The following is a 16372-nucleotide window of genomic DNA, read 5'->3' as shown; positions in this document are numbered from 1 at the left end:
TCAATGCGCCGGCGTCAGCCCGACCGCTTCTTGCCGCCCTCGAAGACGGTCATGCCGGCGGCGGGATCGAGGTCGACCTCGGTTGCCTCCGTCAGGCGCGCCATCGTCATGTAGAAGCCGATCGCGAGGATCGATTCGACGATCTCCTGCTCGCTGAAATGCGCGCGCATCGTGGCGAACACCGGCGCGGCTACGCGCACGTTCTCGATGACTTCCCCGCCGAACGCCAGCAGCGCCTGTTCGGCAGCATTGAAGACGGCATCGTCGTATTTGCCTTGTTCGATGCAGTCGATTTGCTTTTGCGTGACACCGACGCCAAGCGCGATCGGCACATGCTGCCGCCACTCATAGACGCCATGCTCCTGCTGCGCGACCAGGAGAATCAGCAATTCGCGATTGACGTGGCTGAGCTTCTGGCGATGCAGGATCGAATTGGCGTACCGCATCGCCGGAATGAAATTGGTCTCGGCATGCGCCATCATCCGGAAGATGTTCAGGACGACCGGCATCCTGTCAAAGGACGCGCGCACGTCGTCGCTGGTTGCCGCCGGGTCGATCAGGGGAAGTCTTGCCATCCGCTTGTTCCTTACGTTGCTGTTTCTTGCTGCCGCTGTGCGCTTCCGCGCCGGGGTCCGAACTTAACGCTACCGCGCGATACGGGCATCGCTCAGCGTCCGCCGACTTCGCGGATGGGATCGGAGCCGTCCCAACCGGCGGCGACCTTGCGGATGTGCTCGAAGAAACTTCCCTTGCTGCCGCTGATGTCGGATATTTCGACCACGGTGCCGGGATGGGCCTGCGTGTCGAAATAGGCAAAGCGGCCCTTTTCGCCGCCAATCTGCCCCTCATGTCCCACCTTGTAGCCAAGTGACAGCGCGCGGTCGTAGAGGGCCTGATAATCGCGGGTCCAGTACGACATATGCTGCAAGCCTTCGCGGCCGGAGTCGAGGAACTCCTTGTACATCGAGGGCGCGTCGTTGCGCTGCTGGATCAATTCGATCTGGAGATCGCCGGAATTGGCAAGCGCCACGCTCATCTCCATGGCGGAGTCCTTACCCCGGTGGCGGAAGTAATCGGTCTTGACCCGATCGATATAGTACCAGGGCCCGACGCCCATCACGTTGACCCAGTGATCCATGGCGGCGCGGATATCCCGCACGACATATCCGTTCTGGCAGACTGCACCAAAGATACGGCTCATGACGACCTCCCGTGTGCTTCCTGGCGGGACACCTTTCCCGCCTTATTCTTCTTGATCCCCGGCGTCAGCCGATCGATCGGCCGCCGTCGATGACGAGCTCGGTGCCGGTGACGTAGCGGCTCTCGTCGCTGGCGAGCCACAGGATGCCGTTGGCGATATCTTCAGGCGCGGCCTTGTAGCCGAGCGGCACGGCGCGTTCGGTGAGCTTGTCGAGCGTGGGACCGCGCTCCCGTCCGCCATTCGAGCCGTCCTCGACGGTGCCAATCAACGTATCCCAGATCGCGGTTTCGGTGATGCCGGGGTGCAGCGAGTTGACGCGCACGCCGTCCTTGGCGGCTGCGCATTCCAGCGCGACCGATTTCGTGAACAGCCGCACGCCGCCCTTGGTCGCGCAGTAGCCCGAGACGTTCGGCGAAGCCTTGATTCCCGCAATCGAGGAAACGTTGATGATGCTTCCGCCGCCGCCTGCGCGCATCAACGGGAGCGAATGCTTTACGCCGAGGAAGACGCCATCGAGATTGACGGCCACCTGCCGCTTCCAGTCGGCGAACGCCATGTCGACCACAGGACCCGAGAGGCCGATCCCGGCATTGTTGACGAGAACGTCGAGCCTGCCGAACCGTGCCCTGGTCTGGGCCACGATCGACTGCCAGTCCTCCTCACGCGTCACGTCATGGTGGTAGTATTCACACTCGCATCCAGTGGCGCGCAATTCGCACAGCAGGGCTGCGCCCTTCTCGTCCTGCAGATCGGTGGCGACAATCTTCGCGCCTTCGCGTGCCAGCACCAGGGCCGCGCTTCGCCCGATACCGTTGGCGGCGCCGGTCACCAAAGCGACTTTTCCTTCGACGCGCCGCGTCATGCCCCGGTCCCGTTTCCTGCCTGCGGCCATTCGGCCGGTTTGTTGTCGCGCCGGAACAGCGGCGTGCCCGCCCTCTCCCGGTATTTCTTGGAAACGTTTCCATACTTTATCCCATGATACTGTTCAAGGTAGATTTTTAAAGGCTTCTGGCTTGTATATCGTTTCCAGAATGCGCTAGGTTTTCGTCCACTTACGCCTGATCGGCGATGCTCCAGGGAGCCCTGCAATGTCGTTGCGCCAGGCGAAGCCTGCACGTGCCACAATTCGCGACGTCGCAGCCCAGGCCGGCGTCTCGGTCAGCAGCGTCAGCCGCGTCATGAACGGCGAGCCGCACATCAGCCCGGAATTGCACGCCAAGATCATGCGGGCGGTGAACCGCCTGCGCTTCGAGCCGCATTCGGCGGCGCAGGCGTTGCGTTCGCGCGAGAGCAAGACAATCGGCTGCATGGTCGCCGACCTCTCCAACCCGCTCTACAGCGAGATGATCAACGGCGCGGAGGAGGAATTTCAGCGCGCCGGCTACGTGCTGATGCTGGCCGCAACCCGGCACGAGCAAGACCGCGAAATGGCGTTCGTATCAGCGGTGCGCCGGCGGCGGATGGACGGGTTGCTGCTGTTCGCCGGCGACAATGCCCACACCGACTTCACCGGCGCGCTCGCAAACCTGGACCTGCCCTGCGTGGCGATCGATCGCGAGGTGCCTGATGTCCCCTCGGTGCGCGCGGATCATCGCGGCGGCGGCCTAGAAATCACGCGGTATCTTATCGGGCTCGGCCATCGCCGCATCGCGCTGCTCACCGGACGCGCCGCGTTGCTGCCGAGTTCGGAGCGCCTGGCCGGCTATCGGCAGGCCCATACCGAGGCGAAACTCGAGGTCGATCCCGACCTGATCCGGCCGCAGACGCACGGCTCCAGCATTGCGTTCAGCGACGTCTGCCAATTGCTGCAAGGCCCCGACCGTCCGACCGCGATCATTACGTTGGGCACGCACATGCTGGCCGGTGTGATGGACGCCCTTGCCAGCAATGGCCTGCGCTATCCCAACGACGTGTCGCTGGTGTGCATCGGCGATACTGATCTCGCCCGGCATGCAACGCCGGGTATCTCGGCCTTGACGTGGGATCTGGACCAGATGGGCCGGGTTGCCGCCAACATCCTGCTCGACCGGATTCGCGGCGGCGACGAAGCCCGCAAGATCCGGCCGGTCTACCTGCCGACACGCTTCATCCTTCGGCATTCCGGGGCCAAGCCTCGCGCGCCCTGATTGTGCGCCGGCGTCACCGATCTGCACGACCGGCGAAGAACGCCGGCGACGAACGACCAAAATAAAAAAAGGGAAACCCAGGGAGTGAGTAAATGAAGTTACGCGCGATAATGCTTTCGCTGCTTGCGCTCGCGTCGGTGGCATGTTCATCCCACGCCGAAGACGCGACCGACTACCCCTCCAAGAAGATCAAGATGCTGCTGCCGTTCGGGGCCGGTGGCGGCGGCGACGTGCTCGGCCGGCTGCTTGCCGACCGGATGGGCAACCGCCTTGGGCAGACCATCTACGTCGAAAACCGCACCGGCGCCGCTGGCACCATCGGCGCTCAGCAGGCGGCGACCTCGCCGCCCGATGGTTACACCATCACGATCGGCGGCATGACCACCCATGTACTCGCGCCGGCCGTCTATCCGAACCTGCCCTATGATCCGATCAAGGACTTTACGACCATTGGACGGATCGGAACGTCATCGATCCTCCTCATCGCAACGAAGGACTTTGCCGCCAACGACCTCCCAGGGCTGATCGAGCTATCGAAGAAGGGCGAGCCGATCCAGTATGGCAGCTGGGGCGTCGGCTCGACCGGACATTTCTGCGGCGAAATCCTCTCCCAGAAGGCGGGCGTCCGCCTGCAGCATGTCCCGTTCAGCAGCGCGACGAAGCTCGCCAACGACCTGATGGGCGGGCACATCTCGGTGGGATTGGTCGACATGGCGACCGGGACGCCGCTGGTAAGGGATGGAAAGCTGAAGGCGCTTGCGGTCTGCGGGGGACGATCACCGAGCCTGCCTGATGTCGCAAGCTACAAGGAGCAAGGCGTCGATTTCGAACGGAGCCTGTCCTGGGTGATGTATGCGCCTGCGGGCGTTCCCGCTTTTATTACCCAAAAAATTTCCGGCGCACTGAAGGCGTCGCTGGCCGAGCCCGACATCGCCGAGAAGCTGCTGGCACTCGGCATCTCGGCGGACTTCATCGCCGGAGATCAGCAGCGCGACATCAACGCGCGCGACATCGAAGCCTGGAAGAAAGTCGCCAGCGACGCCAAGATCGAGGTCAAGTAGCGACCGAACGCAAAAGGAGGGCCAAGACGATCGGCTCTCCACGCGTACTCCTCAAGCCCTCAGTTCGCCTTGCCGAACAGCACGGGCAACTGGCGCGGGCCGCGCACGGTACCTTCCGACCAGGTGACCTTGCCGGCCGGATCGAGCCTGAAATCCGGAATCCGCTTCAGCCATTCCTCGATCGCGACCGTCATTTCCATGCGCGCCAGGTTGGAGCCGACGCAGCGGTGAATGCCGAGGCCGAACGCGGCGTGGCGATTTTCCTTGCGGTCGATCACCACCTTGTCGGCTTCGGGGAACATGGCTGGATCGCGGTTGGCGGCCGGGAACGACAGCAGCACCATGTTGCCGGGCTTGACCGGGCAGCCGCTGATGGTTGTTTCCTTCATCACCTCGCGCGCCATCGTCACCGGCGAATAGGCGCGCAGCAGTTCCTCGACCGCCAGCGGCATCAGTTCGGGCTCCTTGACGAGCCGCTCGCGGTCCGCAGGTACCCGCGCCAGATGCCAGAGCGAGGAGCCAATCGCGCTCCAGGTGGTGTCGATGCCGGCGATCAGCAATAACCGCAGCGAACCCAGCACATGCTCATCCGCCAGCGGATTGCCATCCTTGTCCCTCGCGTTCATCAGCGTCGAGATCAGGTCGTCGGTCGGATTCTTCTTGCGATGCTCGATGTGGCCGGCGAAATAGCCGGTCATCTCCCGCACCGCCTCCATCAGCGCGTTGTCATCCTTGATGCCGAGTTCGAGGATGCCGTGAATCCACTTGATGAAGAGATCGCCGTCCTTCTCAGGGATTCCGAGCATGTGCGCAATGGCGCGGACCGGAACATGCTTGGTGTAGCGCGCGGCGGCGTCGCATTTGCCGTCGGCAATGAACTCGTCGATCAGTTCGTTGCAAATGGCGCGCACCCGCGGCTCGAGCTTTTTCATCGCGTCCGGCGTGAACGGCGGCAACAGTAACTGCTTGGCAGGCTTGTGCTCGGGCGGGTCGGAGGTGATCGGCGGCGCGCGCGCCGTGATTTCCGGGCGAACGTCGCGCACGATGACGCGCCGGGAAGAAAAGTGGTCGGTATCGTAGGAGATTTCCTTTACCGCCTGGTAGGTGGTCGGCATGTAGCAGCCGAGGAAGCGCTCGGTGTGCACGACGGGCGAGGCCGCGCGCAATTTTTCCCAGATCGGAAACGGGTTTTCCGTCCAGTTCGGATCGGTGTGGTCGAAATCGTTGACCCAGTCGGTGACCGGCGGATGTTCGGGCATGATGCTGGCGGAATCGGACATTGGAGCAATTCCTCTGCTTGGTTCGTTCAGATCGTGGTGGATTAAAGTCGCGCGACCGGGCTATTCCTCGGTCACTTCGATCGCAATCTCGGGGCAGTTGCTCTGGGCGAGCCAGGCTTTGTCTTCCAGGCCCGCGGGCACGGAACCATCGCCGACTTCGTGCGCGTTGCCGAATTCGTCGAGATCGAACAGTTCAGGCGCCAGTGATTTACAGCGCGCGTGGCCCTGACATTTGTCCTGGTCGACGCGGATTTTCAGCTTTCCAGCCATCGCAGCGTTTCCCCTTTGTGTGGCGCGCTTTGCCGCGCGGTGTTCTTCTGTCGGCATTGTTCGGCACGGCGGCACGGACCCGCCGGCGCACCGCGAAGTTATATCGTATTACATTCGCGGAGCCGTTGTGCTGTCAAGTCAAAAGTTATAGATCATGGAACTGAATGCCGCCTCGACCCGCACGCAAAGCGCTCAACGCCTATCACCATGGGGATCTCCGCGATGCCCTGGTTCAGGCCGCGTTGCATGAAGTCGAACTGGGCGGCCCGGAAGCGATCAGCATCAGCGCGCTTGCCAAGATTCTCGGCGTCTCGCAGCCGGCGCCCTACAAGCATTTTGCCGATCGCGAGACGCTGCTGACGGCGGTGACGGCCGAAGCGTTCCGCCAGTTCTCAGCAATGATGCGCACGGCGATCGAAAAACCATCGAAGCAGTCGAAGCTGTCGCGTTTCGCGCAGCTCACGCTTGATTTCGGCCTGCGCCGCAACGGCATCTATCGCCTGATGTTCGCGTCGCGAACCATGGCATGCGCGCCGAAAGGCAGCGAGCTGCACAGCGCGGCAATGGAGACCTTCGAACTCCTGGTGGAAGCGCTGGAGGCCCCCGCCGTGGGGCTCTTGCGCGAGCGCAGCGCCCTGAAAGTCTGGGCCTCGCTGCACGGCGTGGTCATGCTCGCCGAACAGGGATTGCTCACGGGCCAGGTTGCCCATGTCAGCGTGGAAGAACTGGTCGAGGACATCGTGGCGGAAACAAAGCTCGCGCTGTCCGTCGCCATCAAGGCGGCCGACAAGGTCGGCTGATGACGGCCAGGGTCCCGGCGTCCAGCGAAACTGAAAACACAGACCTCTATGGCGGCATCGCGCTCGGCATCGCCGCAGCCGCGGCCCTCGTCGTCGCAAACTCGCCGCTCGGGCCTCAGTACCAGGCGCTGCTGCATACGGCCGGCGAGGTGCGGATCGGATCGATCGGACTGAGCAAGACGCTCGAACACTGGATCAACGACGGCCTGATGGCGGTGTTCTTTCTTCTGGTCGGCCTCGAGATCAAGCGCGAGGCGATTGAGGGTGCGCTGGCAAGCCCGAGGAAAGCGGCATTACCCGTGATCGCCGCATTCGGCGGCTTTGTTACGCCGGCCGCGATCTTTGCCGCGGTGAACTGGGGCGACGCCAACGCGTTGCGCGGCTGGGCCATCCCGGCAGCGACCGACATCGCCTTTGCGCTAGGTGTTTGCGCCATGCTGGGGCGCAAGGTGCCGGCTTCGCTGAAAACTTTTCTGTTGGCGCTCGCGATCATCGACGACCTCATGGCCATCATCGTCATCGCGATCTTCTATACCGCCGACCTTTCGGTTCTGGCGCTGGCGCTCGGCGGGCTCGGCGTCGCGGCGCTCGCGGTTCTCAACCTGCTCGATGTGCGCAAGCCGGCATTCTATCTGATCGCCGGACTATTCACCTGGGTCTGCGTGCTCAAATCGGGCGTGCACGCGACGCTGGCCGGCGTAGCCGTAGGTTTGGCGATGCCGCTGACACGGCACGACGGCCGCAGCCTGCTCGAGGATACCGAACACGCACTCAAGCCGTGGGTTATTTTCGCCATCGTTCCGATCTTTGCTTTCGCGAATGCAGGTGTATCACTTCACGGGCTGACCTTGTCAAAGCTGGCGGAGCCGATAACGCTTGGCATCATCGTTGGACTTTTCGTCGGCAAGCAGATCGGGGTCTTTGTCGCTTCGATCCTTGCGATCAGGCTAGGCTTTGCTGCGATGCCGGAAGGAACGACGACGACAAAGCTCTATGCAATGGCCATCCTGACCGGCATCGGTTTCACCATGAGCCTCTTCATCGGCACGCTGGCCTTCGACGACGAGGCGGTGCTGAAACAGGTCCGGCTCGGCGTCCTCGTGGCCTCGCTGCTGTCCGGCATCGTCGCCGCGCTGCTTTTTGCGGCCCTCGGCCGGTCGAACGGAATTCCGGCTTCGAGATAGGCGGCGCAAACGCGCAACACCCGCCGTGAGACCGAAGCCCGGATGGCGGCCGCTGCTTGTATTCGCCACACGCAAATGATCTAGCTTGTCCAGTCAAGGGCAACGCCGGTTGAGCACGAATTTTACCAGATCCACTGCACCGCGCGGTCTGAAACTCGCGCTGACGCGATCCGCCAGAAGCGTAGCGCTCGGCATGCTGGTATCGTTCTGCGTTACAGGCTTTGCGCTTGGAAAAGACGAAGACGACGGTGAGGAGGATGCGGTCGAGGCAAAATCGGCCCTGCCGAACTTCTATCTCGATATGAGAACGATCTACTCGACGCTGCCCGCCGGCGCGCTCTCGATCGGATTCGGCACGCCGCCTGTGTTGTCGACGCTGGCGAATTTTTCCTCGCTTCGAACCCGGACCTCGCCGTCCAGCCAAAGCCTCTCGGTCGACCTGCCCCTGACCGTCGATGTCAACGATCAGCTCTCGGTCTATGGTGGCGTCAGCGGAGCGACGTCGCAGGCGGGTACCGATCCCTGGACGAGCTTCTCGATCTACGCCTTTACCGTCGGATTCCAGGCCGACATCTATCAGCAGAACGGTGGAATGTTTCCGACCATCACCGTTCAAGCCAATGCTACACGATCGACTTCGGATGCGCCGCTGGCCACGACGGCTTACAACACCATTCTCGAGGCGGGCTATGCGCTGAATGCGGATGAGACGCGCGGGCTGCTCGCGGGAATGCAATACACCCGGGTCCTGGTCGATACCCCGCTTGCCCGCGTCAGCCCTGACGTCATGGGCTATGTCGGCGGCTACTATCAGTGGGACAACAACTGGATGTTCACCGGCCGCTTCGGCGTGCAGCACTTCGGCGGCGCGCAGGTTCTGAACCTGACGCCGTTTCCCGCGTTCACGCAGCCGATCGTGCGGCTCGACCTCGACCGCATGGACAACGACGACAATCGGCTGTTCGGCATCACCGCGCAGATCGCCTGGACACCGAAGCCGTCGTACCAGCTAACGCTGCGAACGCCGCTCTACGCGATCAAGAATTAGCGGCCAGATTGCCGCAAGCTCATGCGGGCTGCGAATCCCGCACGGCCGCACCGCGTAGCAGCTTGCCGATCTCCGGCTTGCAGGCACCGCAATTGGTGCCGGCCTTCAGGCGCCGACCGACATCCTCGACGCTGGCCGCGCCCTTTTTGATTTCGGCCGAGATCTGATGCTGCCCGACGCCGAAGCACGAGCAGACGATCGACCCGACGTCCTGGCTTGCATCGAGCGGCTGCCCCGTCAGCAGGGACATTCGCGCATTCGGCGACAAGGCCTGCTCTGCAAACAGCCCTGACAACCACGACCGAGAAACCAGCTTGTGATCGGGAGCGATGAACACGCAGCCCTCCAGCCGGCCGTCGCGAACGGCCGCGTAGCGGAAACGGCCGGCCTTCGGATCGCGATAGGCGATCCACTCGATGTCGTCATGTCCGACGCGAAGCTGCGCCCGGGCCCAATCGCGCCAACTCGTCGGCCGCTCGTCGCCGGTGAGTTCCATCCGCCAGCAGGTCCCTGAGAGCCCGCCGACCCAGTAGCCCGCTTCGGGACGCGCGATCTCCTGCCGGCTGAGAATGAACGCATGCCATTTCGGCAGGTAAGCTGCCGCCTTGACCGGCGTGTGCTTGGACTCCGGCTGCCCGGAGATCGGATCGGTCGCTGGATTGACCAGCGCGTTGACCCGGCCGTCGCCGGCATATTCGCCGTTCCAGTGCATCGGCACGAACACGCAGCCGCGCCGCTGTTCGGCGGTGACGACAACGCGCGCCACCATCTCGCCCCACGGGCTGGTCAGTCGCGCGAGCCCGCCATTCTCGACCCCGGCCATGCGTGCATCGTCGGGATGGAATTCGGCGCAAGGCTCGAAAATGTGCGCCAGCAGCCGCGCCGATTTTGCCGTCCGCGTCATGGTGTGCCATTGATCGCGGACCCGCCCGGTATTGAGCACCAGCGGATAGTCCCGGCTGGTCGCGTTCGCGGCGGCACGCGGCGTCACCGGCACGAAACGCGCCTTGCGGTCGGCCGTGAAGAACTTTGCGGTTTCGAACATCCGCGGCGTGCCGGTCGGATATTCGCGCGTCACCGGCCACTGGATCGGGGTAAGCGCATCGTAGGCGCGATCGTCGAGCGTATTCAGGGCGGACAGATCGAAATCGCGCGTCCCTTCATTCTCGAAGCTGGAGAGTCTGGCGTGCTCGCGGAAGATCGCTGCCGCGTTCGGATAGTCGAACCCCGAAAAACCCATACGCTGCGCGACATCGCAGACCGTCTGCCAATCGGCCCTGGCAGCACCGGGCGCCGGCAGAAACCGCCGCTGCCGGGAGATGCGGCGTTCGGAGTTGGTGACGGTGCCGTCCTTCTCGCCCCAGGTCAGCGCAGGCAGCAACACATGGGCATGACGCGTGGTGTCGGTATGGCGCATGCAGTCGGAGACGACGACGAGCTCGCATGCATCGAGTGCGCGGCGCACGCGATCGGCATCCGGCAGGCTGACCAGCGGGTTGGTGGACATGATCCAGACCGCCTTGATGCGTTGATCGGCGATCGCGTCGAACATGTCGACGGCCTTGAGGCCCTGCTTGTCCGCGATGATCGGCGACTGCCAGAAGCGCTGGACGATGTCGCGGTGTGTCGGATTCTCGATCTCCATGTGGGCGGCCAATTGATTGGCCAGCCCGCCGACTTCCCGCCCGCCCATCGCGTTGGGTTGTCCAGTCAGCGAGAACGGCCCCATGCCGGGCCGCCCGATACGGCCCGTCAACAAGTGACAGTTGATGATCGCATTGACCTTGTCGACACCGCTGCTCGACTGGTTGACGCCCTGCGAATAGAGCGTGACGACCCGCTCGGTTTTGGCGAACCAGTCAAAGAGCAACGCCACCGCGCCCTCGGCCAGTCCGCAGATTTCGGCAGTCTGCGCCACCGTCTGACCGGCGACCTGCCGCAGCGCCGCTTCGGCGCCGGTGGTGGATCCATCCACGAACGCACCGTCGATGGCATCGCACGATGCAAGATGCGCGAGCAACCCGTTGAACAGTACCGAATCGCTGCCCGAGCGAAGCGGCAGGTGCAGGTCGGCGCCGTCACATGTTGCGGTCCGCCGCGGATCGATGACGACGATGCGGCACGCAGGGTTGCTGGCCTTGGCCGCCACCATGCGCTGGTAAAGGATCGGATGGCACCAGGCAGCATTCGAGCCGACCAGGACAAGCAGATCGGCGGTTTCGAGATCCTCATAGCAGCCCGGAACGGTGTCGCTGCCGAACGCGCGCTTGTGGCCCGCCACGCTCGACGCCATGCATAGCCGGGAATTCGTGTCGATGTTGGCGGTGCCGATGAAGCCCTTGGCGAGCTTGTTGATGACGTAATAGTCCTCGGTCAGAATCTGGCCGGAGACATAGAAGGCAACCGAATCCGGCCCGTGCTCGCGGACGATTCTGCCAAAACCCTCGGCAACATGATCGAGTGCCGCATCCCAGGTCGCTTCCTGCCCGTTGACGATGGGCGCCAGCAGCCGCCCCTCGAGGCCGATGGTCTCGGCCAGCGCCGAGCCTTTCCCGCACAGCCGCCCGAAATTGGCGGGATGCAGCGGATCGCCCCGGACGGTAACGGCGCCCGAGGCATCCCTGTCAGCGATGACGCCGCAGCCGACGCCGCAATACGGACAGCTTGTCTTCACTGGCACGGGCGATCACCCTCACTCGGCGGGCACGGCCGCCGCCGTCTGAATGCAGAGCCAGACGGTGTTGTTCTCCACCTTGGTCGGATGCGCGCGCGTACATCCCTCGTCGGGCGCAACCGCCGCACCGCTTTTGAGCTCGATGACGAAATTGTGCAGCGGACAAGTGACGCGCTTGTTGTGGACGATGCCTTGCGACAACGGTCCGCCCTTGTGCGGACAGCGATCGTCAAGCGCGAAAACCTCGTCGTCGGCGGTCCGAAACACCGCAATGTCGCCGGACGCCATCCGCACGATGCGCGAGCCGAGAACGGGAATATCGTTCAGCGCCCCGATTTCAATCCAGTTGCTCATGCGAGTTCCAGCTCCGCGAGCGGGGTGAATTCGTTGCGATCGACGCCGCGTTTGGCGCGCGCCGCCCAGGGATCGCTCTGCGAGAATTGCTGCGAATGGGCGAAACGGCTGAACAGGGCTTTGCGGTTGGCGACATCGTCGACCACCTGCTTGCGGATGGCGTCGAGACCGACCCGATCGCACCACTTGTACATACGTTCGAGGTACCAGCCCTGCTCGCGATAGAGCTGTGTCAGCGCGGCGATGACTTCGAGCGTCTCCTCCTCGGTCGCAACCTTGCCCAGGAACTCGGTTCCCTTGATGTGAAGACCGGCGGCGCCGGCGAAGTGGATCTCGAACCCGGAATCGACGCAGACGACGCCGACATCCTTGCAGGTCGCTTCCGCGCAGTTGCGCGGGCAACCGGACACCGCAAGTTTCACCTTGGCCGGCGTCCACGAGCCCCACATGAATTTTTCGAGCTTGACGCCGAGGCCGGTCGAATCCTGCGTACCGAAACGACACCATTCCGAACCGACACAGGTCTTCACCGTCCGCAGTCCCTTGGCATAGGCGTGGCCCGACACCATGCCCGCATCATTGAGGTCGGCCCAGACCGCGGGCAAATCCTCCTTTTTCACGCCGAGAAGATCGATGCGCTGTCCGCCGGTGACCTTGACGGTCGGAATCTTGAACTTGTCCGCGACGTCGGCGATGGCGCGCAGTTCATCCGGCGTCGTGACGCCGCCCCACATCCGCGGCACGACCGAATACGTCCCGTCCTTCTGGATATTGGCGTGGACGCGTTCGTTGATGTAGCGCGACTGCTGGTCGTCGCGATACTCGCCGGGCCAGGTGGCGAGCAGGTAATAATTCAGGGCGGGCCGGCAGGAGTGGCATCCGTTCGGCGTCTTCCAGTCCATGAACCTCATGACGTCGGGAATGGTCTTCAATGAGTTCTCGATGATGACGCGGCGCGCGTCGTCATGGCTGTGGTCGGTACACGCGCACATCGGCTTGACCTTCGGCGCCGCCGAATAGTCGCCGCCGAGCGTGAAGGCGAGCACCTGTTCGACCAGGCCGGTACAGGAGCCGCAGGACGAGGATGCCTTGGTGTGAGCCCGCACGTCGTCGATCGTGAACAGTTTCTTTTCGCTGATCGCCTTGACGATCGTGCCCTTGCAGACGCCGTTGCATCCGCAGATTTCCGCGTCGTCGCCCATGGCGGCGACCGAATTCTTGCCGCTATGGCCGCCGTCGCCGAGATTGGCGGCGCCGAACACCAGCCGCTCGCGCATTTGCGAAACGTCGGTCCCGTCGCGCAGATGCTGGAAGTACCATGGGCCGTCGATGGTATCGCCATAAAGCACGGCGCCGATGATCTTCTTGTCGCGCAGAATGATCCGCTTGTAGACGCCGCGGGAAGCGTCCTGCATGACGATCTCTTCCTTGTCCGCACCCGGCGCGAAGTCGCCGGCGGAGAACAGGTCGATGCCCGTCACCTTCAATTTGGTCGAAACGACCGACCCGTCATAGGTGGCAAAACCCTTCATGGCGAGGTGGTTGGCGCAAACCTTGGCCTGGTCGAACAGGGGAGCGACGAGGCCGTAAGTCTGGCGGCGATGCTGCACGCATTCACCGACCGCATAAATTCGCCCGTCGTAGGTCTGCATGGTGTCGGAGACGACGATGCCGCGCTCGCAATAGAGACCCGCCTTGCGCGCCAGTTCGAAATTCGGGCGGATACCGACGGCCATCACGACCAGGTCGGCCGGAATCTCCTCGCCGTCGGCAAAGCGCACGCCGGTCACGCGGTCCTCACCCAGGATCGCTTCCGTCTGCGCGGGCATCTTGAACACCATGCCGCGCTCTTCCAGCGACTTGCGCAGCAATCCGCCCGCGACCTGATCGAGCTGGCGCTCCATCAGCGTGTCGAGCAGATGCACGACGGTGACGTTCATGCCGCGCTTCATCAAGCCGTTGGCAGCTTCGAGACCGAGCAGACCGCCGCCGATCACGACGGCGTTCTTGTAGCTCGTCGAAGCCTGAACCATGCGCTCGACGTCCTGAATGTCGCGAAAGCCGATGACGCCCGGGAGATCCTTGCCCGGAAGGGGCAACATGATCGGGTTCGAACCGGTGGCGATCAGCAGGCGATCGTAAGGCACCCGCGCGCCTTCCGCGGTGACGACTTCGCAGGTACGCCGATCGATCATCTCGATCATTTCGCCCTTGCGGAGCGTGATGCCGTTGTCCTCGTACCACTGCACCGTATTGAGCATGATGTCGTTGACGGTCTTCTCGCCGGCGAGCACCGGCGACAGCAGAATTCGGTTGTAGTTGCCGTATGGTTCGGAACCGAAGACGGTGATGTCATAGAGATCGGGCGCGCGGTCCAGCAGCACTTCCACCGTGCGGATGCCGGCCATGCCGTTGCCGATCACCACCAACTTTTGCTTGTTTATTTTCTCGAGCATGCTCTGCCTTCTAATCCTGGTTCCGATGGCCCGACGCGGCGACGCAGATCTGCATCGTCGATTGGCAAGAAATATTGATGATTGGGGAGCGCCCATCGGCGGGCAAAGGATCATCGACTATGACGATCGAGATCTCAGGTATTCAAGACACGTGCCAACACCGAACCCGTAATTTTCCGGGCGCAACGCACGGCTACAGCCGATCAATCGTTAATTGGCGGCGCCTGCACATGCATAAATGCCCAAAAAATCACCCCCTCGGGCTATCCATTGTGCACGACACGAATGCTTAACTATCACCCGGCGTCAATTTGCTCCCGGAAATGGCACGACGCCGACAAGCGGCTTTTCAGGCGCGCTTTTCGCCAAAGCCCAGCACCGCATAATAAAACACCACGATGCACGTTCGAGCGGCTGCTTTTGCCAACAAACGAAGCAGCAGCCGCATTCGCGGTGGGGTTCGCCACGCGCCGCAAGGCCCTGCAAATACACGCAAAGTGGCACGCTTGCTTTTTCTGGCACACGAATTGCTGACGTCGGGATCAGAGTGCGTCTCAACGACGAGACGACTCGCTTTCCAAAATTCAATCCCTTTGTGCCGAGATCACCGCGCTTGCGCGGTGTCACGCACCGATGTTCGAGGCTGCTCGATGAAGTTTGCTGAATTCAAGAAGGCTGGCCACTGGCCCACGCTGCTCGCCGCCTTCCTCTATTTCGACATAAGCTTCATGGCTTGGGTCGCGCTCGGTCCGTTGATCGTCTACATCGTGCGCGACATGAACCTCGCCGTCGACGAGAAGTTCACGCTTGTCGCGATCCCGGTTCTGGCCGGCGCGTTGCTGCGGGTGCCGATGGGCTTGCTCGCCGATTTGTTCGGCGCCAAGCGGACCGGAATTGTCGCGCAACTCGTCGTCATCGCCGCGACGGCGTGGGTTTGCTACTTCGGCCTTCCGAGCAAGCTGTCGGTGGAGATCTTCGGTCTCGCGCTCGGCATCGGCGGCGCCTCGTTCGCGGTGGCGCTGCCGCAGGCTAGCCGCTGGTATCCGCCGCAATATCAGGGCGTGGTGATGGGGATCGCCGGCGCCGGCAATATGGGTGTCGTGCTCGACACGATGTTCGCACCGACGATCGCCGAACATTGGGGCTGGCAAGCTGTGTTCGGCGTGCTGCTCGTTCCGATGTTGCTGATCCTCGCCTACTACGCCTACGCCGCCAAGGATGCGCCGGGGGAACGGAAACCGGTTTCGCTGAAGGCCTATGGTACGTTGCTGCGCGATCCCGACAGCCGCTGGTTCATGTTCTTCTACTTCATCACTTTCGGCGGCTTTGTCGGACTGGCCAACGCGCTACCGCTGTATTTCACCGTGCAGTATCACGTATCAGGCGTCGCGGCGGGCCTGCTGGTTTCCCTGATCGTCGCTTTCGGTTCGGGTTTTCGCCCGGTCGGCGGCCTGCTCGCCGACCGCATTGGCGGCATCCGCTCGTTGTCGATGTTCTTTGGAGTCGTCGTGGCGGCATATCTCGCCATCGCCTTCATGCCGGAAGGACCGACCGCGCCGGCGCCTGCCGGTTGGGCGCTCACCGAGATGCCGCGGATCGCCTGGGTGTCAGTGTCGCTGTTCTCGATCGGTGTCCTCGCGCTTGGCATGGGCAATGGCGCCGTGTTTCAGCTCATTCCACTCCGCTTCCGGCAGGAGATCGGCTTGATGACCGGCATGGTCGGCTGCGCCGGCGGAATCGGCGGCTTCTTCCTTGCCAAGGCGCTCGGCCTGGCCAAGGGAATGACCGGCGGGTTTGGCGCGGGCTTCGTGTTTTTCGGCCTGCTGGCGTTGCTTGGGTTCCTCGGACTTGCCATGGTCAAGGTGCGCTGGCGCACCACTTGGGGCGCCGCATCGGGAGCGCGGGTCTGACGACGCGC

Annotated in this window: 14 protein-coding genes; 6 read left to right on the top strand and 8 right to left on the bottom strand. The window is 63.0% G+C overall.

Features of this window, described 5'->3' with window-relative positions; genetic code table 11:
- Positions 1 to 14: 14 nt before the first annotated feature.
- The 3 genes from ACVWVY_RS16020 to ACVWVY_RS16010 form a co-directional block, all read right to left on the bottom strand.
- Complete coding sequence (locus ACVWVY_RS16020) at positions 15 to 575, bottom strand: carboxymuconolactone decarboxylase family protein (RefSeq protein ID WP_456627266.1); 561 nt, start codon at positions 573 to 575, stop codon at positions 15 to 17.
- 92 nt (positions 576 to 667) lie between these two features.
- Positions 668 to 1201: a VOC family protein gene (locus ACVWVY_RS16015; RefSeq protein ID WP_456627265.1), complete on the bottom strand. Its 534-nt coding sequence runs from the start codon at positions 1199 to 1201 to the stop codon at positions 668 to 670.
- A gap of 64 nt (positions 1202 to 1265) precedes the next feature.
- Positions 1266 to 2063, bottom strand: a complete 798-nt coding sequence (locus tag ACVWVY_RS16010) for an SDR family NAD(P)-dependent oxidoreductase (protein ID WP_456627264.1) — start codon at positions 2061 to 2063, stop codon at positions 1266 to 1268.
- A 226-nt stretch (positions 2064 to 2289) separates the two neighbouring features.
- Here ACVWVY_RS16010 and ACVWVY_RS16005 point away from each other — a divergent pair, with 226 nt between their 5' ends.
- Together ACVWVY_RS16005 and ACVWVY_RS16000 are read left to right on the top strand one after the other, a co-directional pair.
- Positions 2290 to 3327 (top strand): LacI family DNA-binding transcriptional regulator, encoded by a 1038-nt coding sequence (locus ACVWVY_RS16005; protein ID WP_456627263.1) that lies wholly within the window; start codon positions 2290 to 2292, stop codon positions 3325 to 3327.
- A gap of 92 nt (positions 3328 to 3419) precedes the next feature.
- Positions 3420 to 4388, top strand: a complete 969-nt coding sequence (locus tag ACVWVY_RS16000) for a Bug family tripartite tricarboxylate transporter substrate binding protein (RefSeq protein ID WP_456627262.1) — start codon at positions 3420 to 3422, stop codon at positions 4386 to 4388.
- A 59-nt stretch (positions 4389 to 4447) separates the two neighbouring features.
- Here the strand turns inward: ACVWVY_RS16000 and ACVWVY_RS15995 are convergent, their stop codons facing one another.
- Both ACVWVY_RS15995 and ACVWVY_RS15990 read right to left on the bottom strand, forming a co-directional pair.
- Complete coding sequence (locus tag ACVWVY_RS15995) at positions 4448 to 5668, bottom strand: cytochrome P450 (protein WP_456627261.1); 1221 nt, start codon at positions 5666 to 5668, stop codon at positions 4448 to 4450.
- Positions 5669 to 5728: 60 nt separating this feature from the next.
- Positions 5729 to 5938 (bottom strand): ferredoxin, encoded by a 210-nt coding sequence (locus tag ACVWVY_RS15990; protein ID WP_057853801.1) that lies wholly within the window; start codon positions 5936 to 5938, stop codon positions 5729 to 5731.
- A gap of 164 nt (positions 5939 to 6102) precedes the next feature.
- On the opposite strand from ACVWVY_RS15990, the gene ACVWVY_RS15985 reads away from it, so the two are divergent.
- From ACVWVY_RS15985 to ACVWVY_RS15975, 3 genes are all read left to right on the top strand, one after another.
- Positions 6103 to 6738, top strand: a complete 636-nt coding sequence (locus ACVWVY_RS15985; RefSeq protein ID WP_456627260.1) for a TetR/AcrR family transcriptional regulator — start codon at positions 6103 to 6105, stop codon at positions 6736 to 6738.
- Entirely contained in the window at positions 6738 to 7922 is a 1185-nt protein-coding gene (nhaA, locus tag ACVWVY_RS15980) for a Na+/H+ antiporter NhaA (RefSeq protein WP_456627259.1), read from the top strand. The genes ACVWVY_RS15985 and nhaA overlap by 1 nt, the downstream gene beginning before the upstream one ends.
- A 109-nt stretch (positions 7923 to 8031) precedes the next feature.
- Positions 8032 to 8970, top strand: coding sequence for a hypothetical protein (locus tag ACVWVY_RS15975; RefSeq protein WP_456627258.1), 939 nt, complete (start codon positions 8032 to 8034; stop codon positions 8968 to 8970).
- 19 nt (positions 8971 to 8989) lie between these two features.
- On the opposite strand, the gene ACVWVY_RS15970 is transcribed toward ACVWVY_RS15975, so the two are convergent.
- Genes ACVWVY_RS15970 through nirB form a run of 3 tightly spaced genes read right to left on the bottom strand, consistent with a single transcriptional unit; the run spans position 8990 to position 14454 of the window.
- Positions 8990 to 11650, bottom strand: coding sequence for a nitrate reductase (locus tag ACVWVY_RS15970; RefSeq protein ID WP_456627257.1), 2661 nt, complete (start codon positions 11648 to 11650; stop codon positions 8990 to 8992).
- 12 nt (positions 11651 to 11662) lie between these two features.
- A complete protein-coding gene (gene nirD / locus ACVWVY_RS15965) occupies positions 11663 to 11998 on the bottom strand; it encodes a nitrite reductase small subunit NirD (protein ID WP_456627256.1) in 336 nt (111 codons plus the stop codon).
- Positions 11995 to 14454 (bottom strand): nitrite reductase large subunit NirB, encoded by a 2460-nt coding sequence (gene nirB, locus ACVWVY_RS15960; RefSeq protein ID WP_456627255.1) that lies wholly within the window; start codon positions 14452 to 14454, stop codon positions 11995 to 11997. The genes nirD and nirB overlap by 4 nt, the downstream gene beginning before the upstream one ends.
- A gap of 650 nt (positions 14455 to 15104) precedes the next feature.
- Here nirB and ACVWVY_RS15955 point away from each other — a divergent pair.
- Positions 15105 to 16364 carry an MFS transporter gene (locus ACVWVY_RS15955; protein WP_456627254.1) on the top strand — a complete coding sequence of 420 codons (1260 nt, stop codon included), beginning with the start codon at positions 15105 to 15107 and terminating at the stop codon, positions 16362 to 16364.
- The last annotated feature ends 8 nt before the right edge of the window (positions 16365 to 16372 follow it).

It is taken from the genome of Bradyrhizobium sp. URHC0002 (assembly GCF_054059515.1).
Note: the sequence above shows the minus strand (reverse complement) of the source record. Positions and strands in the feature narration are given on the sequence as shown.